The sequence below is a fragment of the Pseudoalteromonas sp. SWN166 genome, from assembly GCF_015864485.1.
Lineage (GTDB): Bacteria > Pseudomonadota > Gammaproteobacteria > Enterobacterales > Alteromonadaceae > Pseudoalteromonas.
Map to the genome: position 1 here is coordinate 51,493 of NZ_JADYXB010000002.1, position 20,265 is coordinate 71,757.

The window sequence follows — 20,265 nt, forward strand, 5'->3', positions numbered from 1 at the left end:
TAAATCAACTAATAAACTTAAGTGGCGGCGATTTATTCGCCGCTAGGTTCGTCATAATCAAAAAATGAAAAGTGAGCTTCTTTATTTTGACCCGATAAGTCTTGGCACGCCATACCAACAAAAGCACCGGTAAAACACGGGCGATACCCTTGCGGTGATTGCTGTACGTAATCATCAGATAAAATACTGCCATCTAGCACTGGGCCAAACTTTATCCAGCAGTCTTCCTCGGTGGCGTAGTAAAACTGCAGCTGAGCGCCATTAAAATCAACTTTTAAGTAAACAGGTTTGTTTGTTTTAAGCAAAAACGGTGCAACAGGCGTGCTTGTTTGATATTTATCGCAGCTAATTATATTTAAATAACGTGGTGTGGTTTCATCGCCTACATCGCCGCCGCTTATATGCAAATAGTAGTAATGTGCGGTGTTGTAATAACATACTAGCCCCGCCATTTGCTGAAAACTGCACGGCGCAAAATTAACGCATGTGCTGCTAACAGTATGATGAGCCTGTACACGCCTGGCAATAAAACTTTGCTGATGCAATGAGCTTAAAGACTCTTTTCCCACTAGGGTGAGCGATGCTTTTTGAGTATTTTTATACACCCAGCTTTTGCACATGGGTATACGCAATGACTGAAAATCAACAGTCAGATCATCTTTACTAAAATCAATATGTGTTGTGGGTTGCGGCTGTGGGTTTAGCGTTAAACCTTCAACGGGTACGTGTATTCTCGGGGCTTTATTTGTGTGTTTGGCATAAGGCCAGTCATCGTCTTTCCAGATTATTTGCTCAATCCCTGTTTCACGCCCTGTAATGCAGCGGCCGCGCTCAGTCAGTGGTCTAGATGTTAAAAATACCGTGTACCAATCACCGGTTTGTGTTTGAAAAAAATCTCCATGGCCACATTTTTGTAGCGTATTACTCGGCTCGTGGGCTGCTGTTATTACGGGGTTGTACGGGTGTACTTGGTAAGGGCCAAATACGTTTTTAGCACGCGCTACACTAATGCTGTGTTCATACCCAGTGCCACCTTCAGCGGTAATTAAATAGTAGTAATCGCCGCGTTTTAAAATATGTGGGCCTTCAGTGCAACCAAGTTTTGTGCCTGAAAATATAGGTTTAACATCGCCTATTAACTTATTGGTTTTTAGGCAAAGCTCTTGCATTACTATGCCACCAAATAGTGCGTTGTTGCGGTGATCAACCAGCATGTTTAGCAAATAGCTTTTACCGTCATCATCGTGAAAAATAGACGGATCAAAACCGCTAGAATTTAAGTAAGTAGCCTGTGACCAGTTACCGGTAATATTAGTGGTTGATACAAAATAGTTTGGCGTGTCTTTGTACGGGCCATCAAAGCTTTTTACATTGGTATATACCAAATAAAAACGGCCATTATTGTAACTAAGTTGCGGTGCCCATACGCCGCAAGAGTCGGGCACTCCTCGCATATCGAGTTGCTCTACGGTGTTAAGTGCTTGGCCTATAACTCGCCAATTTACTAAATCGGTAGAGTGGTGAATTTGCACACCGCCAAACCATTCAAATGTTGAAGTGGCTATGTAGTAATCATCATCCACTCTGACAATGTTTGGGTCTGGATTAAAGCCTCTTAGGATTGGGTTTTGCAGCATGCTCATAATATAGGCCTTATTAAGTTTTTTATATTATTATTTGTGAATATTACAAATTTGTTGTTAGCGCTAACATTTTCAGTGTAGTATAAGACTTTGTCAATAAGTAATCATTTAAAACACGCTGTAAACAATATCAAGCTTCGCAATTATGTATAATGAAAATTAAGAAAGTTAATTATAACAATCACATGATTGTGAGTAGGTAATAAGAATATGGCCGACCCTAAAAGAGCAAGAATACAAGATGTAGCCGAGCAGGCTGGTGTATCAATGATGACAGTTTCGCGCGTGCTCAACCAAGACAAAAAAGTAAGCGACAAAACCCGCGAAAAAGTAATGGCGGTTGTTGAGCAATTAAATTACAGGCCAAACGTGTCTGCTAGGCGCCTTGCAAGCACTAAGTCATTCTTTTTAGGACTTTTATACGATAACCCAAGTGACTCTTATATAAGCCAGTTTTTATTGGCAGCGCTTAAAAAATGCCGCGCATTGGGCTATCACCTTGTTGTTGACGAAGCGCATACCGATATTGACAAAACAATTGAATCGGTAAAGCAACTTATTGATGTTACACAGGTTGATGGCATGATTTTACTGCCTCCTATGTGCGACAGCGAACAGGTTTTAGATGTACTAACTAAAGCAAATGTTCCGTTTGTAAGAATAACACCAGATACAAAATTAAATCGTTCCCCTTATATATGCATGGACGATTATCAAGCGGCGTTTGATGTTACAGAGCATTTAATAAATCAAGGGCATAGCAAAATTGCACATATTATTGGCGACACCAAACAAGGTGTAAGTCGTTTGCGTTACCAAGGTTATTTAGATGCATTGCGTTCTAATAAAATAATAACGCCACCTGAGTATATAGAGCAGGGCAGTTTTACCTATCAATCGGGTATGGAAGCGGCAATAAAATTACTTTCGCTTGATGATAAACCAACGGCTATTTTTGCAGCTAACGATGATATGGCTGCCGCTGTTATCTCAATAGCTCAAAAGCAAGGTATTAATATTCCAAGCGAACTCTCGGTTGTTGGCTTTGATGACACGCAACTTGCAACCATAGTTTGGCCTAATATTTCTACGGTAAAACAGCCTATTAATGAAATGGCTGAGCTTGCCATTACTTTGCTTGCATCGGGTCAGTATAACGATTTGAGCAATGTAAAAAGCTTAGACTTAAGACATATTTTAGATTTTGAATTAATAGAAAGAGAATCAAGCTCAGCCAATAAAAACAACTAAATAAACGAGTACGCACACCCTTTTGAGCTTCAAAATCTATATAAAATAACAACAACACACAATATGGATACTTATGAACGAGAAAGAAAATGTACTTTTAATAGTACTGGTTTGCTTTGTTGCGACCATTGGCGGGTTTTTATTTGGGTTTGACAGCGGTGTAATTAACGGCACGGTTGATGGACTCCAAACGGCGTTTGGCTCCAGTAGTGCGGGTACGGGATTTAACGTATCGAGCATGCTAATTGGTTGTGCCATTGGTGCGTTTTGCGCAGGTCGGTTAGCTGATAAATTTGGTCGGCGTCCGATATTACTTTTTGCCGCTGCTTTATTTATTATAAGTGCTTGGGGTTCGGGTGTGTCAGTCACCTCGTTTGAATTTGTGATTTATCGCATTTTAGGCGGCTTAGCTGTAGGGGCTGCGTCGGTTATGACCCCAGCTTATATTAGCGAGATTGCCCCCGCGCGATACAGAGGCACGCTCTCTACACTTCAACAAGTGGCTATTATTTTTGGTTTGTTTAGCGCATTTGTGAGTAACTACTTTTTAGCCAATACTGCTGGCGGTTCTACGGCTATATTTTGGCTCGACTTTGAAACATGGCGTTGGATGTTTTGGGTTGAATTATTACCTGCATGCTTATTTTTAATCGCTTTATTTTTTATCCCCGAAAGCCCTCGATACTTAATTATGGCTGGTAAAAAAGACGCTGCTGCACGGGTGTTATCGTCATTATATGGTGATAAAACTGCCGCTCATAAATTGAATGAAATAGCAGAGTCGCTTGCTGCCGATAAGCACCAACCTAAATTATCTGATCTTATTGATAAACCTAAAAAACGTTTACGCCCCATCGTTTGGATAGGAATTGGCTTAGCTACATTTCAGCAATTAGTCGGCATTAACGTTGTTTTTTACTATGGCGCGGTACTTTGGCAAGCAGCTGGTTTTACTGAATCTGACGCGTTACTCATTAATATAATAAGCGGCTTTGTAAGTATTTTAGCGGTGTTTATTACCATGTATTTTATAGACAAAATTGGCAGAAAACCTTTTTTGTTAACCGGCTCTATAGGTATGACAGTGACGCTTTCGGTTATTGTTTATGCCTTTTTAAACGCAGATATTGGCTCAACAGGTAACTTAGAATTAGGAGAGCAGGGCATAGTTGCTTTAATAGCCGCTAATGTTTATGTATTCTTTTTTAACTTATCGTGGGGCCCTGTAATGTGGGTTATGTTAGGTGAAATGTTCCCTAACCAAATTCGCGGTTCAGGCCTTGCAGTTACCGGCTTTGCCCAGTGGATAGCTAACTTTTTAATTACTTGGTCGTTCCCAGTAATGCTCACCGGTATTGGTTTAGCAGGGGCTTATGGTTTTTACGCATTTTGCGCGTTTGTTTCAATTATATTTGTATTTAAGTTTTTACACGAAACCAAAGGCAAAGAGCTTGAACAAATGAAAGGGTAGTATTATCCCTTTAATAAGCGCCAAACTAATGCAATAGAACTAAAATAATAGAACTAAAGCAATAGTTTTGGCGTTGTTAGACTGCTTCATTCGTTAAGCTTTTTTACTAAACCAACACGTTATAAACTTGCAGTAACTACCTAATTTCTCAATAGTTAAATTATCAATGAATTTAATTAAAGTGTGAGTCGCTTGTTTAATATCACGATCTGTAATAGCGTTTAACATCATTATTCAATTTTTATTATTCCTTATTTAATCTGCTTGCATCGCCGTCGGCCCCTTAATTGTTAATATTTGATGACAAAATATTATTTATTTAATATCTTATTGTCAAAATGACATTAACACCTATAATCATCTGTGCATTGATGGTTAATTATTCAAAAAACAGCATAAAAAACTAGATGATATGTGAAATCTGGTTTTGCTGGTTGTGATATTTGAGTTGATTGTTGTACGCAGTGTTTTACGAGTTTATTACAAGTGTTTAGCAAGTAGCTCTACATTCATGTATTTCTAAATAATAAAAAACATGGATCGTAAAGTAATCAAATATTAAAAATAGGATTGTTATGAAAATTAATAAATTATTATTACCGATTTTAGGTATAAGTACATTAACAACAAGTGCTTATGCTCAACAATTGGCAAGTGGTGAATTAGAAGGCGGTACATTACTACCTGGTTATTCTAGTGTTATAGATACTCCTTTTAACGGTGTCGCGGCATTTGCTAACAATGATGGCGTGGAAGTAAATACCCAAGTGAGTGGCATACCGGGGAAATTTCGTTTAGATATTCGTGGTGCAAGTACCGATAACAGCGCTGCCGATATTAGTGTATACCTTGGCGATAAAAAAGTGGGCGCAACCAGCTTTAGTGGTTCATCTGCTAGCGTATCGAGCATCGATTTTAAATTATCGAGTCAACCCAGTAATACAAAACTTAAGTTTGTTTTAGAATCTGATAATGGTAGCAATGACACCTTTTTAGATTTTTATGAATTACACCGTGTTGGCGACATTCCGGCAGCGCCTGCAGCGCCTACGTTACCAAGCCAAGGAGCATTCGACTCTGGTCAATATCGTAGTATGTTCCAAGAGTTTGGTTATTCTTCGTCAGAAGTAACAGCGCGTTTAAATAAAGTTTATGACCAATTATTCCATTCTACCGATACAGCTAATAAAGCGATTTTCATTCCTACTGGTAATGATATGGCTTACATTTGGGATGTGGGTAATAACGATGTACGCTCCGAAGGTATGTCATACGGTATGATGGCGGCTGTTCAAATGGATCGCCAAGATGACTTTAATAAATTATGGAAATGGGCCAATACTTATTCTTTAAATAAATCAGGCAACAATAAAGGTTATTTTGCATGGAAAGTAAGTACAAGTGGCCAAGTGCAAGATGCTGCGCCGGCGCCTGATGGTGAAGAGTACTTTGTAACAGCACTATTTTTTGCTGCTAACCGATGGGGTAATGGCTCAGGTATTTATAACTATGAAGCACACGCAAACCAAATATTAAAAGACATGGTTGGTAATGGTGAAACACGTTATAACAATCAAGGGCAGTTAGAACAATATACCTTAATTGATAAAGCGAACAAACAAATCGTATTCTCGCCATCTACCCCTACTGACCGTAACTGGACCGACCCTTCATATCATTTACCTGCATTTTATGAATTGTGGGCTCGATGGGCTGATAATAATAATGACTTATGGGCTGAAATGGCGGTTGAAAGTCGTAAATTTTTCAAGACAACTGCAAATTCTAGTACCGGCTTATCACCTGATTATGCCAACTTTGACGGTAGTCCACATGGCAGTTTCCAAAAATGGAAAGAAACTTTTCAATATGATGCATGGCGTACTATTAGCAATGCTGCAATGGATTATTCGTGGTTTAAAAAAGATGAGTGGCAAGTTACGTGGGCAACACGTTTACAATCTTTCTTTAAAGGCAAGGGAATTGATACCTACGCAGGTTTATATAACCTAAATGGTTCATTATATGATCCAAATAATACCGATCATTCACCCGGTTTAGTTGCTATGAACGCGATAGCAAGTTTAGCGTCTAATAAGTCAGATGCTTGGGAGTTTGTTGATGCATTTTGGAATACACCTGTGCCGGAGGGAAAGTATCGTTATTATGATGGAACTCTATATATGTTCGGTATGTTAGCGATGAGTGGTAATTACCGAATCTATTGTCCAAATAACGGCTGTGAAGGTAGCGTAATTGATCCAGGACCTGGAGACGGTGGTAATAATGCACCTGTAGCCAACAACGACTCAGTTTCAACAACCAAAAATACTAATGTATCTAAAAATGTGATTTCAAATGATAGTGATGCAGATGGTGATTCAATCAGTATTACTACTTACTCACAAGCGGGTAATGGCTCTGTTAGCCAAAATGGTAATAGTTTAGTTTATACGCCAAATACTGGATATACCGGTACTGATAGCTTTACCTATGCAATAACCGATGGTACAACAACAAGTAACAACGCAACCGTAACGGTTAGTGTTATTGATGATGGTGGTGGCACTACACCAACAGATCGCCTTTCTATTCCAGGAACTGTTCAAGCTGAAGCGTTTATACGTGAAAGTGGTACGAAAACTGAAGATACTGGTGATTCAGGTGGTGGTTTAAATGTCGGCTATATTCAAAATGGTGATTATTTAGACTTTGCTGTTAATGTTGCAGAGGCGAGTACTTATACCGTTGAAGCGCGTGTAGCATCTGATTCTAATGGTGGTACATTAACGTATTTACTAAATGGAACAAACAGTATTGGTTCTATTAACGTATCAAACACTGGCGGATGGCAGACCTATCAAACGGTTTCTACAACAGTTGATTTAGCTGCGGGTAATCAAACTATTCGGACTAATTTTACGGGTAGCGGTTACTTATTTAATGTGAATTACTTTAAGTTCATTAAAAATGGTGGTGGTACTACACCTAATCCAGATCCTACACCAGCTCCAAGCAACAGTGTGACTTGTGAATTTGTATTGGGGGATGATTGGGATTCAGGTTTTTCAGGTAATATTAAAGTAACCAATAATGGTGATACTGCTGTATCAGGCAATTGGTCTGTTACCTGGTCATATCCTTCAGGGTACGGTCTTACTAATAGCTGGAATGGAACGGTTACAGGTTCAAATCCATATACAGCAACACCTAATAGCTGGAATAGCACGATACAACCAGGACAATCTATTGAGTTTGGTACACAGAACTCTAAGTCTACGAGTGGTTCAGCAGCTCCAGTAATAAATGTTACGGGCACAATTTGTAATTAAAGAAAGGTTTATTATCTAGTTTGTAATTTGAAAAATAAAAGGCGTTAGTAATCAAATTGCTAACGCCTTTTTAATACTTACCATTAAATCGCTTCACGTTGTTTAACAAACGCATAAATCACTTCTAATATTCAGAGCAAACGCAGAAGCAGAGCACAATGTGGAGTGCTTTTTCTTTGGATTTATTATTACTTTGAAGTGGTACGACTGAGTGGATTAGAACCACTGACCTTTGGACCGGGTGATCAAGAGTGGGTAGTGCTTTTTCTTTGGTTTTTTATTACTTTGAAGTGGTACGACTGAGTGGATTCGAACTGCTGGCCATTGGACCGGGTGATCAAGAGTGGGTAGTGCTTTTTCTTTGGTTTTTTATTACTTTGAATTGGTAAGACTGAGTGGGTTTGAATCACTGACCTTTGGACCGGATGATTAAGAGTGGGTAGTGCTTTTTCTTAGGTTTTTTCATTACTTTGAATTGGTACGACTGAGTGGATTCGAACCACCGACCCCTACCATGTCAAGGTAGTGCTCTAACCAACTGAGCTACAGTCGTACAATTTTTGAATTCTTAAATAAATTTATTCTGTGATATTAGAATAAATTTTGGTACGACTGAGTGGATTCGAACTACTGACCTTTGGACCGGGTGATCAAGAGTAGGTAGTGCTTTTTCCTTCAGTGATACTTTTTTCTTAAATGTTGGTACGACTGAGTGGATTCGAACTACTGACCCTTGGACCGGGTGATCAAGAGTAGGTAGTGCTTTTTCCTTCAGTGATACTTTTTACTTAAATATTGGTACGACTGAGTGGATTCGAACTACTGACCCTTGGACCGGGTGATCAAGAGTAGGTAGTGCTTTTTCCTTCAGTGATACTTTTTTCTTAAATTTTGGTACGACTGAGTGGATTCGAACCACCGACCCCTACCATGTCAAGGTAGTGCTCTAACCAACTGAGCTACAGTCGTATTACTTTATTTAAGTAGGTGTTAATTGCTTAACAACGGCGGCTAATATATAGCGTGGCGGTTGGTGAATCAAGCAAGTTTGTTGTTTTTGAGTTTATTTGCCGTTTTTTTATTCATATTGGGCTTATTTCACACGTTTTATAAAATACTTGCCACCAAACCACATGTTTTTTAGCTGAGCTTTTTAGTAAGTTCAGTAAGTTACTTGTCGAGCCCGTTTTTACTAAGTTATTAATTTGAGGACTTGAGATACTTTCGTTAAACCAAAGCTCGTTATAAAGCGGTTGTAGTACTTCTAAATAACCAGTTAACTGCGCTTGATAGGGCTGAATTTGTTTTAGGTAAAACTTTTGAAATACGTTACTTATAATTTTTGCGTTTTTATTGTTTTTACCCTCAGGGCATAGGGTATTAAAGTTTAGTGTTTTTACAAGCTGTGTGGCGTTGTTGTTTAACACTATCTGTTTACGGGCTGACTGAATTAAAGCTTGGTTAAATTGATATTTATTAAGCTGTTCGAGTGCACTAAAAATAGAATCGCTATTAATTTCACTAAATTCTTTAGCGTTTATTTGCTGCTTAATGAGTACAAGTTGCTTTAGTGCAAATACGGTATCGCTAAAACCAGCGGGTTCAGTAGTAAGCTCGTTTGAAGTGAGTTGCCAGGTACGATTTAGCTCAGGCTCTTTAAATAACATGGTGTTAAAAAAGTGCATTAGGTGTGTTTCTTTGTAGTTTTTGGCTGCGAGTATTTTTGTGTAACTAGGACTATTTTTATCAAGCGTGTTTAAGCAAACCTGCGCACTTTTAATAAAGTTTATTTGATATTTTAACTGCCCAGCAGCGCTGGCGGTTTTTCCTAATTGGTTATTGTGCTCACTTATAAGTACGTTAAGCTTACATTGGCTAATGCCTGCAAGCTCAACAATGCTCAGTGTTAAGTCACTTTGTGCTATTGGGGTAGGCTGCAGTAAGGGGAGTTGCTTGAGTGGCGCAGGCTGTGTTGTATTTACATTAACGGTGCTACTTAAGCGCTCAACATAAGTTGCGTTTACACTACTGGGTGCTTTACTACAGCCGGTAAGTACAAAAACGAACATTACCAGCATTGTAGCTGGTAATATTTTAAGGCTGAGTTTATTAGTTTTGATTAAGTGCATCAATTTTAAGAAATTCATATTTTAGACGTTTTTTTACCGTTAGCATTAATAAAATAGCAGCGACACTAAGACCTACTATTATTCCAACCCAAAAGCCATGAGGCCCCATGGCTGGCACAATTATGTCTGTTCTTGCCAATACGTAACCTAAACAAAAGCCGATTAACCAATACGATATAAACGTAATATACGATATAGGCGTAGTGTATTTTAACCCTCGAAGTATGCCATTGGCTGCAACTTGCAATGCATCCGGTAATTGATAAATACACGCTAAAATCATAATTGATGAAGCCAATGCCATTACGGCAGGGCTGTCGGTATAAAGTTGGCTAATTAAATCACGGCCGAGGAATGTTATGAGTGCTAAAAATAATGCAATCGCAATTGCTAAAATATAGCTAGTAGATACCGCAACTTTAAGTTCGGTCATTTTATTTTGGCCAAATAAATTGCCTATACGAATACTTATAGCGATAGATAAGCTTAACGGCATCATAAATAACAAAGTAGTAACGCTTGCTGCTATTTGATGACCAGAGACTGCAACTGCACCTAAATGCGCGATAAACAGCGGTATACACGCAAATAAAGTAACTTCAAAAAAAGTGGCGAGTGAGATTGGTATCCCTAATTTTGTAATTATACCAATAGTGGTTAGGTTAGGTTTTTTAAATGATGAAAGCAGGCCTTTGGCATCTACCTTTTTACTTGTGTGGCAATAGGTAACTTGTGCTATTGCCATAACAGTTAAAACAATGGCTGTTGCTATACCACACCCTGCGCCGCCATAAGCGGGTAAGCCAAATAAGCCGTTTATAAAAATATAATTTACCGGAATATTTACAGCTAAACCTAGCAGGCTTATATAAAACGCGGGCTTGGTCATACCCATGCCTTCGGTAACGTTTCTGTATACGGTAAAAGTTAAAAAACCAAAAATGCCCCATTTAACAAAGTGAATGTAATCATACGCAAGATTTGCAATTGCTGGGCTGGTGTCTAGTTTAAAAATAATGGTGTCGGCTAAATAGGTAATAGAAAAGCCTACGCAGCATAAAATAGCCGTTAAATAGAGAGCTTGTTGAAAATAATGACTAATACCTTTGCGATCATCGCCACCTGAAAACTGCGCAATAATACCAGTAAGCGCTAATAAAATACCTTGAAGGCCAAGTAAAAGAGGGTTCCAAATACCAGTAGCAATAGAAAGTGCGGCCAAGTCGGTAGGGCTTACTTGTCCGGCCATAATTGTGTCGACGACCGACATTAAAATAAGAGTTACTTGCGCTAAAAAAACAGGTAAAGCGAGGGAAAGTAAACGCTTAGCTTCCCAATTACAAAAGGTCATAAAAACAGCTATTTGATAAAACAGGCGGCAATTGTAATCTATTGTGTTTCAAATAAAAATCACAGGAGTGAATGATTTTATGAGTTGATACGTTAAACTAGCACTTTGTAATAATTTAAAGTGATTTTATGTTTACAGGAATAGTGCAAACGCAAGCTACGGCGGTCTCTAAAACTCAAACAGACGGTGTTTTACGCTTAGTTGTATCGGTGAGCGATGAGTACGTTAAGCATTTAGATTTAGGCGCAAGTATTGCTATTAATGGCTGTTGTTTAACCGTTGTGCAAGTTGAGCTAAGTAATCATGATGTGGTGGCGCAAGTGCATTTTGATGTAATTGACGAAACCCTAAAGTTAACTAATTTAGGTTTGCTTGAGCTAGGCAGTTTAGTTAATTATGAGCGCTCTGTTACGTTTGGTACTGAGCTTGGCGGGCATATAGTGTCTGGGCATATTCATTGTACGTCACAAATTTCTCAAATAGTGAAGCTTGAGAATAACTGCAAAATTCAATTAAGCTTACCAAAAGAGTGGCAAAAGTATGTGCTATATAAAGGCTTTGTTGCGGTAAATGGCGCAAGCTTAACCGTAGGCGAAGTTGACGAACAAGGCTTTTGGTTACACCTAATTCCAGAAACGCTCGCCATTACAAACATTGGTGCAGCGCAAGTGGGTGACAAGTTTAATATTGAAGTTGATCAGCAAACTTACACTATTGTAAATACGGTAGAAAACTACTTACGCCATCAGGCTTAAGTTAAAATATTTGTTCGTCGTCACTGTCTACGTGTAGCTCTAATTTATTGTTAGCATGATCTATATGCATATTTAAATGAATTGGGTTACAACAGGCAGTGCATTCCTCAACGTAGTCTTGATCGCCCATGCTTGCGTCTAAGTCTAAATGTATGTGGTGTCCGCAGTGTGGGCAGGCAATTCGTTGTGATAAATAGTTTTTCATAATCACTCCAGTTATAAATAATTAAGTAATTGCGTATATGCTAGCAACTACTTAATGGCTCAAAGCTGAACTCCTTACTTACGGATTAAATATAGTTCTTAATAGCCTATTATGACATTTATTTTACGCATAAAATTGTATTAACTGAGCAGCTTTTCTATATGTTGTTTAGCTTCAGTAAGATAGTGCCCAGCAAATATATTAGCGTGATTTAAAATAGGGTATAACTGGTATATTAACTTACGTTTTTCGTAATTTGGCGATAACGGATAGTGCTGGTTATAGGCGCTATAAAAGTCTTTTGGCAGTGGGGCAAATAATTCACTCATTGCAATATCCACTTCCCGATCACCATAATAACAAGCCGGATTAAATACCGTTGGCTCTGCTTTTAAAAAGCCCATATTTCCTCGCCAAAAATCACCATGTAATAATGAAGGTTCTACTTGGTGACTATGAAGTTGCTCTTTTGTGGCATTAATTAAGCGCTCGGGCTCAACAAAGTTAATGCCTTTTTCAGCGAGTAACTGTAATTGCCAACCTATACGTTCCTCGGCGTAAAATACATCCCACTTTTTATGCCAGCGGTTAGGTTGTATGGTAGTAGCTATGTAGTTGTCTACATCAAAACCAAACATAGCTTGGTCGTGTTTTTGATGCATTTTAGCAAGGCTGCTTCCCATAGTTGCCCACGTGTTGTGGGGTTGTTTATCTAAAACAAGCCACTGTAAAACAATAAATGAAAATTCAATATTAGCGCCGGTTACAATACATTCAGGTACTTTAAAGTGACTATTTTGCGCTAGCAGCCTTAAGCCAATAAATTCACTTTCTAAACGTTCAAGTTCGCTTTTTAGGGCTATTTTAACCAAGTAGTTATGCGTACCATTGGTAACATGAAATAGTTTATCGGTATTTGTACTTTGTAATTGGCGTTTATAGGTGTGTTTAAAGTCAAAATTAATGGCTTGGCTGATGTGCTCATTTACTGTTTTCCACATAACAATTGCTCGCCTTTTAAACAGATACTTAAACTATGGCAAAAAGGTATTAATTTAACAATCTAAACGTTGTAAAATTAACGACTATATTGCATAAAAATTACACTTACTGTAATGGAGTAAAAATGAACAAAAGTTTAATAACCAATTTGCTAGCGGGTTTATGTGTTGTTGTCGGTTTTATGTTTAACCAAGCAATTGTGTTATCTGTTGGTTTATTTGCGCTTTCAGGTGCGGTAACTAATTTATTAGCGATTCATATGTTGTTCGAAAAAGTCCCGTTTTTATATGGCTCAGGCGTTATAGCGCTTAAGTTTGAAAGCTTTAAAATCGCAATTCGTAATTTAATATTAACGGAGTTCTTTTCAGAGCAAAAAATTAATAATTTACTCAATAAAGCGCAGCCAAATATCGATTTTGAGCCAATAATTAGTAATGTTGATTTAAACCCTGCGTTCGACAATTTACTTGTCGTTATTGAAGAGTCACAGTTTGGTAGCATGTTGGGTATGTTTGGTGGCACAGCGGCAATAGAGCCAATGCGTGAAAAATTTATTGAAAAAATGCAACACTCACTTGGTGAAATTTCTCAAACTGACGACTTTAAAGTATTAGTAAGCCAAACACTTTCACAAGGTAATAGCGCAGAGAGCTTACATAAAACAGTGCTTAAACTAGTTGATGAGCGCTTAGATGAGCTTACCCCAAAAATGGTTAAAGAGATTATTCAAACCATGATCCGCGAGCACTTAGGCTGGCTTGTTGTGTGGGGTGGTGTGTTTGGTGGTTTATTTGGTTTAATAGCGGCGCTTATTTAAGCGCTGTTTTGTGTTAAGTGATATCTGTAAAATAATTAAATTAAATGCTTTTTTGCGGCTGACTTATTTTTTCAGGCTGTTATTATCGCCCCCATAACTTAGTCGTGTTTTTTAGGAGCAACGGTGAGCAAAACGTTAGCCAGTTATTATCAGCAAGCATACGCTTGCGATCAGCAGCATTTTAACCAGTGTTTTTATTGTGGCTGTGAAGCGACAGAGCGCGACCATTGTCCGCCGCTGCATATGCTACAAAGCATTGTTGATTTAGGTGAAGAAGCTGATTTTATATCTATTGCGGCTTGTTATGAGTGCCACGCACTTTTACATAACGAAAGGTTGATGACGATAGATGAGCGCTTTACTAAAATGAAAAAAAAGCTTGCCACTAAATATGCAAAACCACTGCGTGTTTATAACATGTGGGAAGAAAACGAACTTGGCGACATGAGCGATGAGTTTGCCCATAGTATTCAAGCGGGTATGAAATTAGGCAAAGAAGCGGCAGAGCGTTTAGCGTTTACTGGTTTTAGCTATGCCACAGAAGATGCCAAAGTAGCAGTACGTGAAAAAACAAAAGAGTTTGATGTAGAAGGCATGGTATTTACCGACTTTAAAGAGGCGTTAAATTACTGCATTAATGACTTAAACGTACAAAAAAGTGACTTTTATAAAATATTGGTTGAAGACTACCAAGGCGACTTTAATAAAGCATTAAGTCAGTATCGTCACCGCCATGACAAAGTAACTGCGGCTAAAGATGGTAATACAATTATTAAAGATTTTTCAAAGCTACATAAGCAAAACTCTGATTTTGTAACCCGTACGGTTAAGCACTTTATAAGCAAAGATCCATCGCTTACAACCGAAGGTGCGCTTGAAAAGTTGTATAACAATTATATAAAGAAATAATTACAGATATTCATCTTAATTAACTGCGTTTTCACCTGTTTTTTTGGCTTTATTCCTTAGCTTTCGCTAAAGTAGCAAAAAAACAGGAGATCCAAACAACATGCAAAAATTTGCACCTTCTTTATTAGCAGTTGGCTTAGCTGCTGCACTTGTAGGTTGCCAAGAAAACGGCCCGCAAGACGATAAAATAACAATCAACAAAAATCCTTACCCAAGCACTTATCAGCCCGTAGCTACATCAAGCACACTTATTACAAATGCAACAGTACTTACCGGTACTGGTGAGCGTTTAGATGATGCTGACGTATTACTTGTTGATGGCAAAGTACAACAAGTAGGTAAAGACTTAACTGCTACTGCTGATATTACAATTGATGCACAAGGCAAATGGGTAACACCGGGTATTATTGACGTGCATTCACATTTAGGTGCCTACCCAAGCCCGTCGGTTGAGTCGCATCAAGATGGTAACGAAATGACTAGCCCTAACACTGCAGAAGTGTGGGTTGAGCATTCTATTTGGCCACAAGATCCAGGCTTTAACCGTGCTCGCGAAGGCGGTATTACTTCACTGCAAATTTTACCAGGCTCAGCTAACTTATTTGGTGGACGCGGTGTTACGCTTAAAAACGTACCTGCACACACTATGCAAGGCATGAAGTTCCCTGATGCGCCATACGGTTTAAAAATGGCGTGTGGTGAAAACCCTAAACGTGTTTATGGTCGTCAAGGTGTATTGCCTTCAACCCGTATGGGTAATATGGCAGGTTATCGTATGGCGTGGGCTGAAGCGAGCGAGTATAAACGTGCCTGGGATAAATACGATGCCGATTATGAAGCAGGTTTAAACCCAGAAGCACCAGTACGTGATATTAAACACGATACGCTTCGTGGTGTGCTTGAAGGCGAAGTACGTATTCATAATCATTGTTATAAAGCCGAAGAAATGGCAATGATGATTGATCTATCAAAAGAATTTAATTACGACGCGGGTACGTTTCATCACGGTGTAGAAGCGTATAAAATTGCTGACCTACTTGCTGAGAATGGCTCTTGTGCTGCACTTTGGCCAGACTGGTGGGGCTTTAAAATGGAAGCCTACGACATGGTTCAAGAAAACGTAGCGATTGTTGATGCGGTTAAAAATTCATGTGCGGTTGTCCACTCAGATTCAGATACCACTATTCAGCGCTTAAACCAAGAAGCGGGCAAGGTTATGTATCGTGCTAACGAAAATGGTTTTGATATTTCTGAGCAGCACGCTATTAAATGGATCACGGCTAACGCGGCTAAATCACTTGGTATTGATGACAAAACAGGTTCACTAGAAGCCGGTAAGCAGGGCGATGTGGTTATTTGGAATCAAAGCCCATTTAGTGTTTATGCTAAAGCTGAACAAGTGTTTGTTGATGGTGCAAAGGTTTACGATAGAAATGACAGCGCGTATCAAGCAACAAGTGATTTTATGTTAGGTCAACAATAAGGAGCACCCAGAATGAAAAATTTATCACGTTCGTTTTCGCTTTCTCTGGTTGCTGCAGGATTATTAGCATCTGGTGCTGTAAGCGCACAATCGCTAGCAATTATTAATGCAACATTGCATACGTCATCAGATCAAGGCGTATTAGAAGCGGCAAGCATTGTAATGACAGATGGTAAAATCACAGCGATTAACCCAACTGAAATTAAAGCAGATAAAGTTATTGATGCAAAGGGCCAAATTGTAACCCCTGGCTTTATTGCAAGTATTAATCAACTTGGTTTAGTTGAAGTAAGTGCAGTTGCGGGCTCTCGCGATGCAGGCGAGGAAAAAGCCGGTATTGATTTTGATGTAAGCCTTGCTTACAACGCACATTCGAGCTTAATTCCTTACGCTCGTAAAGGCGGCGTAACACGCGATGTAATTACTCCTCATGGTGGTGATAGCATTTTTTCGGGCCTAGCTAGTGTTGTTGATTTAAGTGGTAGTTTTGACAGCAACATGCAAAAACAAGCGGCTTTAATTGTTTACTTAGGTGAGCGCAGTAAAGGTTCTCGTGCTTTTACTTTGCAAACACTTATTAATAAGCTTGATGAGCACAAAACTAAAGCCGGTAAAAAAGCTAAAAAAGATGACGACAAGCCAAGTACTGAAGACAAAGTAATGGCAAAAGTCCTTAGTGGCGAAATGCCATTAGTGGTTGGCGTATCACGTGCGGCAGATATTATTGAGCTTATTAAAGTAAAAGAGCAATTTGGTATTAACTTAGTACTTAACGGTGCACAAGACGCTGTTGTAGTTAAAGAGCGCGTTGCTAAAGCAAATATCCCAGTAATTATTAGTGCAATGGACAGCTTACCAGCAAGTTTTGATTCGCTTCATGCGAGTTTAGATAATGCAGGTTTGCTAGAAAAAGCAGGCGTTAAAGTATTATTAACGGTAGGTGGTGATGCAAGTCACAACATTTACCAGCTGCGTTTTGATGCTGGTAATGCAGTATCGTATGGTATGAGCCAAGAAGGTGCGTTAAAAGCGGTTACATCAAACGTTGCTGATGTATTTGGTATTAATGCAGGTAGCCTTGAAGTAGGTAAAGCTGCTGATGTAGTAATGTGGAGTAATGACCCGTTTGAACTCAGCAGCCACGTGAATAAAATGTTTATTAATGGCGTTGAAGTGTCTACACAATCTCGCCAAGATAAACTGCGTGACCGTTATACGACAGATTCACAAATGCCACGTGCATATACCAAGTAATTAATATACTAAATAATTAATTAAATAAATTTGATTATTTTAAAGGCCGCTATTTATAAAATAGCGGCCTTTTTTATAAAATTTAGACACAAAAAAGCCGCTTACTTTTACAAGTAAGCGGCTTTTTAATTCAAACTAATATTTATACTAATTTAGCAAGAATATCGTTAAATGTAGTGCTTGGACGCATTGCTTTAAACGCTGCATCGTCATTAGGTAGGAAGTATCCGCCTAAATCAACTGCAGGGCCTTGCGCATCGTTAAGCTCACTTACGATTTTATCTTTATTAGACTCAAGGTCGCTAGCGATTTGAGTAAACTGTGCTTTAAGTTCACTGTCGTCATTTTGCTTAGCAAGTTCTTGTGCCCAGAATAAAGATAGGAAGAAATGAGAACCACGGTTATCAATTTCTTTCACTTTACGTGAAGGAGACTTGTTTTCTGCTAAGAAAGTGCCTGTTGCTTTATCTAGTGTATCAGCAAGTACTTGTGCCTTGTTGTTACCCGTCGTTACGCTAAGGTGCTCAAGAGAAGCAGCAAGTGCTAAAAATTCACCTAAAGAATCCCAACGTAAGTGGTTTTCTTTTTCGAATTGTTGAACATGCTTAGGTGCAGAACCACCCGCGCCAGTTTCAAATAAGCCACCACCGTTCATAAGTGGAACAATTGAAAGCATTTTAGCACTTGTACCTAGCTCTAAAATTGGGAATAAATCTGTTAGGTAATCACGTAAAACATTACCTGTTACAGAAATAGTGTCTTTACCTTCTTTAATACGCGCTAATGAGAACAATGTTGCTTCAAGCGGTGCTAAAATTTGAATGTCTAGGCCAGCTGTATCGTGATCTGGTAGGTATTTATTTACTTTTTTGATTAGCTCAGCATCATGTGCACGGTTTTCGTCTAACCAGAAAATAGCTGGAACGCCCGTTGCGCGTGCACGGCTTACTGCAAGTTTAACCCAATCTTGGATTGGTGCATCTTTAGCCTGACACATGCGCCAAATATCGCCTTGCTCAACACTGTGCTCAAGTAATGTAGTACCGTTTGCATCAACAACACGGATAGAACCATCTGCTTTAGCTTCAAACGTTTTATCGTGTGAACCGTATTCTTCAGCTTTTTGAGCCATAAGGCCAACGTTTGGAACGCTACCCATAGTAGTTGGATCAAACGCGCCATTTTCTTTACAAAAGTCGATAGTTGCTTGGTAAATACCTGAGTAACAACGATCTGGAATTACAAAGCTTGTGTCTTGTAATTTACCATCGTTATTCCACATTTGACCGCTTGAACGGATTGCAGCAGGCATAGACGCATCGATGATCACGTCACTTGGTACGTGCAGGTTTGTAACACCCTTATCAGAGTCAACCATAGCAATAGCAGGGCGGTTAGCGTAAACAGCTTGAATGTCTGCTTCAATTTCTTCGCGTTTAGCATCGTCTAATGTTTGAATTTTAGAATATACATCGCCTAAACCATTATTTACATCAACACCTAGCTCTTCAAAAAGCTCACCGTGTTTAGCAAAAACATCTTTGTAGAATACTTTTACAGCGTGACCAAAGATGATTGGATCTGATACTTTCATCATTGTCGCTTTCATGTGAAGCGAGAATAAAACACCCTTTTCTTTAGCAGCATCAATTTCTGCAGCTAAGAAAGCTTGAAGCTTAGAAGCGCTGATGCTTGATGCATCAATAACTTCGCCAGCTAAAAGCGGCGTGCTTTGTTTAAGTACTGTCACGTCGCCGTTAGTTGCAACATGTTCAATACGTACATCAGTGGCTGCATCAACAGTGACTGACTTTTCTGAACCAAAGAAGTCGCCTTCGCTCATGCTTGCAACGTAAGACTCTGAATCTTTGCTCCACGCACCCATTGAATGTGGGTTGTTACGTGCATATTCTTTTACAGAACCTGGTGCGCGACGATCTGAGTTACCTTCACGTAGTACTGGGTTTACTGCACTGCCTTTAATTTTGTCGTAAGCAGCTTGAATTGCTTTTTCTTCATCATTTTTAGGTTCAACAGGGTAATCTGGAAGTGCATAACCTTGTGCTTGAAGCTCTTTAATTACAGCGCGAAGCTGTGGTACAGATGCACTGATGTTTGGTAATTTGATGATGTTTGCTTCTGGTGTTTTAGCAAGCTCGCCAAGTTCAGCTAGTGCATCACCAATGCGTTGTTCTGGTGTTAAATAATCAGGGAAGCTAGCAATTACACGACCTGCTAATGAGATATCGCGAGTTTCAACTTCAACACCGGCCGCATTTGTATATGCTTGGATGATCGGTAGCAACGAATAAGTTGCTAGTGCCGGAGCTTCGTCCGTTTTTGTATAGATAATTTTTGATGTCATCATCATTCCTAGATAGTAGACCGATAAGGTCTTATTCAACAATGCAAAGAAAATCATTACTGATGAGTGAGTACATATTATTAAACGAATTAATGCACACGTACGCTCGTAATGAATAGTTTGTTAGGTGTTGGTACTCAGCGTTGCTCTTTTATAAAAGCAGAATAGTCACACCTGACGAACTGGAATTGTATTTATAGCTAAAAAATTAACAAAAATAAATCAGCCTTTAGCCTAGTACATATATAAGAGGCGACAAATTGGATTAGTTGCTGCGTTAATACGCAATTTTTAGCAC

At 39.0% G+C, this 20,265-nt stretch carries 14 protein-coding genes and 2 tRNA genes; 8 read left to right on the top strand and 8 right to left on the bottom strand.

From position 1 onward, the window contains the following. Positions 1–32: 32 nt before the first annotated feature. The gene (locus I6F49_RS01485; RefSeq protein WP_197178088.1) at positions 33–1,643 is read right to left on the bottom strand and encodes a glycoside hydrolase family 43 protein; all 1,611 of its coding nucleotides are present in this window, start codon (positions 1,641–1,643) and stop codon (positions 33–35) included. Between the two features lie 210 nt (positions 1,644–1,853). Between I6F49_RS01485 and I6F49_RS01490 the strand changes: the two genes are divergently transcribed. The 3 genes from I6F49_RS01490 to I6F49_RS01500 all read left to right on the top strand — a co-directional run bounded on the left by I6F49_RS01490 (position 1,854) and on the right by I6F49_RS01500 (position 7,697). Beyond that, positions 1,854–2,894 carry a LacI family DNA-binding transcriptional regulator gene (locus I6F49_RS01490; protein ID WP_197178089.1) on the top strand — a complete coding sequence of 347 codons (1,041 nt, stop codon included), beginning with the start codon at positions 1,854–1,856 and terminating at the stop codon, positions 2,892–2,894. A 67-nt stretch (positions 2,895–2,961) separates the two neighbouring features. Continuing rightward, on the top strand, positions 2,962–4,365 hold the full coding sequence (locus tag I6F49_RS01495) for a sugar porter family MFS transporter (protein ID WP_442961238.1): 1,404 nt from the start codon (positions 2,962–2,964) through the stop codon (positions 4,363–4,365). A 575-nt stretch (positions 4,366–4,940) separates the two neighbouring features. Further along, on the top strand, positions 4,941–7,697 hold the full coding sequence (locus tag I6F49_RS01500) for a glycosyl hydrolase family 8 (RefSeq protein ID WP_197178091.1): 2,757 nt from the start codon (positions 4,941–4,943) through the stop codon (positions 7,695–7,697). A 476-nt stretch (positions 7,698–8,173) separates the two neighbouring features. Here I6F49_RS01500 and I6F49_RS01505 read toward each other — a convergent pair. From I6F49_RS01505 to I6F49_RS01520, 4 genes are all read right to left on the bottom strand, one after another. Continuing rightward, a tRNA-Val gene (locus tag I6F49_RS01505) sits at positions 8,174–8,250 on the bottom strand. A gap of 339 nt (positions 8,251–8,589) precedes the next feature. Then, positions 8,590–8,666, bottom strand: a tRNA-Val gene (locus I6F49_RS01510). A 113-nt stretch (positions 8,667–8,779) separates the two neighbouring features. After that, on the bottom strand, positions 8,780–9,826 hold the full coding sequence (locus I6F49_RS01515; protein ID WP_197175287.1) for a DUF3080 family protein: 1,047 nt from the start codon (positions 9,824–9,826) through the stop codon (positions 8,780–8,782). Beyond that, positions 9,807–11,177 carry an MATE family efflux transporter gene (locus I6F49_RS01520; RefSeq protein ID WP_197175079.1) on the bottom strand — a complete coding sequence of 457 codons (1,371 nt, stop codon included), beginning with the start codon at positions 11,175–11,177 and terminating at the stop codon, positions 9,807–9,809. The genes I6F49_RS01515 and I6F49_RS01520 overlap by 20 nt, the downstream gene beginning before the upstream one ends. A gap of 128 nt (positions 11,178–11,305) precedes the next feature. Between I6F49_RS01520 and I6F49_RS01525 the strand changes: the two genes are divergently transcribed. Further along, positions 11,306–11,932 (top strand): riboflavin synthase subunit alpha, encoded by a 627-nt coding sequence (locus I6F49_RS01525; RefSeq protein WP_197178092.1) that lies wholly within the window; start codon positions 11,306–11,308, stop codon positions 11,930–11,932. Between the two features lies 1 nt (position 11,933). On the opposite strand, the gene I6F49_RS01530 is transcribed toward I6F49_RS01525, so the two are convergent. Both I6F49_RS01530 and I6F49_RS01535 read right to left on the bottom strand, forming a co-directional pair. Beyond that, the gene (locus I6F49_RS01530; RefSeq protein ID WP_197140288.1) at positions 11,934–12,137 is read right to left on the bottom strand and encodes a CPXCG motif-containing cysteine-rich protein; all 204 of its coding nucleotides are present in this window, start codon (positions 12,135–12,137) and stop codon (positions 11,934–11,936) included. Positions 12,138–12,277: 140 nt separating this feature from the next. Beyond that, on the bottom strand, positions 12,278–13,138 hold the full coding sequence (locus I6F49_RS01535; RefSeq protein WP_197178093.1) for a fructosamine kinase family protein: 861 nt from the start codon (positions 13,136–13,138) through the stop codon (positions 12,278–12,280). 125 nt (positions 13,139–13,263) lie between these two features. On the opposite strand from I6F49_RS01535, the gene I6F49_RS01540 reads away from it, so the two are divergent. The 4 genes from I6F49_RS01540 (at position 13,264) to I6F49_RS01555 (ending at position 17,602) form a co-directional block, all read left to right on the top strand. Then, a complete protein-coding gene (locus tag I6F49_RS01540; protein ID WP_197175089.1) occupies positions 13,264–13,956 on the top strand; it encodes a DUF445 domain-containing protein in 693 nt (230 codons plus the stop codon). A gap of 123 nt (positions 13,957–14,079) precedes the next feature. Continuing rightward, positions 14,080–14,865 (top strand): hypothetical protein, encoded by a 786-nt coding sequence (locus I6F49_RS01545; RefSeq protein WP_197178094.1) that lies wholly within the window; start codon positions 14,080–14,082, stop codon positions 14,863–14,865. Between the two features lie 100 nt (positions 14,866–14,965). Then, positions 14,966–16,348 carry an amidohydrolase gene (locus I6F49_RS01550; protein ID WP_197178095.1) on the top strand — a complete coding sequence of 461 codons (1,383 nt, stop codon included), beginning with the start codon at positions 14,966–14,968 and terminating at the stop codon, positions 16,346–16,348. Between the two features lie 12 nt (positions 16,349–16,360). Further along, the gene (locus I6F49_RS01555; protein ID WP_197178096.1) at positions 16,361–17,602 is read left to right on the top strand and encodes an amidohydrolase family protein; all 1,242 of its coding nucleotides are present in this window, start codon (positions 16,361–16,363) and stop codon (positions 17,600–17,602) included. Positions 17,603–17,744: 142 nt separating this feature from the next. Here the strand turns inward: I6F49_RS01555 and I6F49_RS01560 are convergent, their stop codons facing one another. Then, on the bottom strand, positions 17,745–19,967 hold the full coding sequence (locus I6F49_RS01560; RefSeq protein WP_197175095.1) for an NADP-dependent isocitrate dehydrogenase: 2,223 nt from the start codon (positions 19,965–19,967) through the stop codon (positions 17,745–17,747). Positions 19,968–20,265: the final 298 nt, after the last annotated feature.

What these genes read in the sequence shown, in the direction of transcription:
- I6F49_RS01515 (WP_197175287.1), bottom strand. Translation starts at nt 9,826, where the DNA reads ATGCACTTAATCAAAACTAATAAACTCAGCCTTAAAATATTACCAGCT.
- I6F49_RS01550 (WP_197178095.1), top strand. Translation starts at nt 14,966, where the DNA reads ATGCAAAAATTTGCACCTTCTTTATTAGCAGTTGGCTTAGCTGCTGCA.
- I6F49_RS01530 (WP_197140288.1), bottom strand. Translation starts at nt 12,137, where the DNA reads ATGAAAAACTATTTATCACAACGAATTGCCTGCCCACACTGCGGACAC.
- I6F49_RS01555 (WP_197178096.1), top strand. Translation starts at nt 16,361, where the DNA reads ATGAAAAATTTATCACGTTCGTTTTCGCTTTCTCTGGTTGCTGCAGGA.
- I6F49_RS01490 (WP_197178089.1), top strand. Translation starts at nt 1,854, where the DNA reads ATGGCCGACCCTAAAAGAGCAAGAATACAAGATGTAGCCGAGCAGGCT.
- I6F49_RS01535 (WP_197178093.1), bottom strand. Translation starts at nt 13,138, where the DNA reads ATGTGGAAAACAGTAAATGAGCACATCAGCCAAGCCATTAATTTTGAC.
- I6F49_RS01500 (WP_197178091.1), top strand. Translation starts at nt 4,941, where the DNA reads ATGAAAATTAATAAATTATTATTACCGATTTTAGGTATAAGTACATTA.
- I6F49_RS01540 (WP_197175089.1), top strand. Translation starts at nt 13,264, where the DNA reads ATGAACAAAAGTTTAATAACCAATTTGCTAGCGGGTTTATGTGTTGTT.
- I6F49_RS01560 (WP_197175095.1), bottom strand. Translation starts at nt 19,967, where the DNA reads ATGACATCAAAAATTATCTATACAAAAACGGACGAAGCTCCGGCACTA.
- I6F49_RS01520 (WP_197175079.1), bottom strand. Translation starts at nt 11,177, where the DNA reads ATGACCTTTTGTAATTGGGAAGCTAAGCGTTTACTTTCCCTCGCTTTA.
- I6F49_RS01525 (WP_197178092.1), top strand. Translation starts at nt 11,306, where the DNA reads ATGTTTACAGGAATAGTGCAAACGCAAGCTACGGCGGTCTCTAAAACT.
- I6F49_RS01485 (WP_197178088.1), bottom strand. Translation starts at nt 1,643, where the DNA reads ATGAGCATGCTGCAAAACCCAATCCTAAGAGGCTTTAATCCAGACCCA.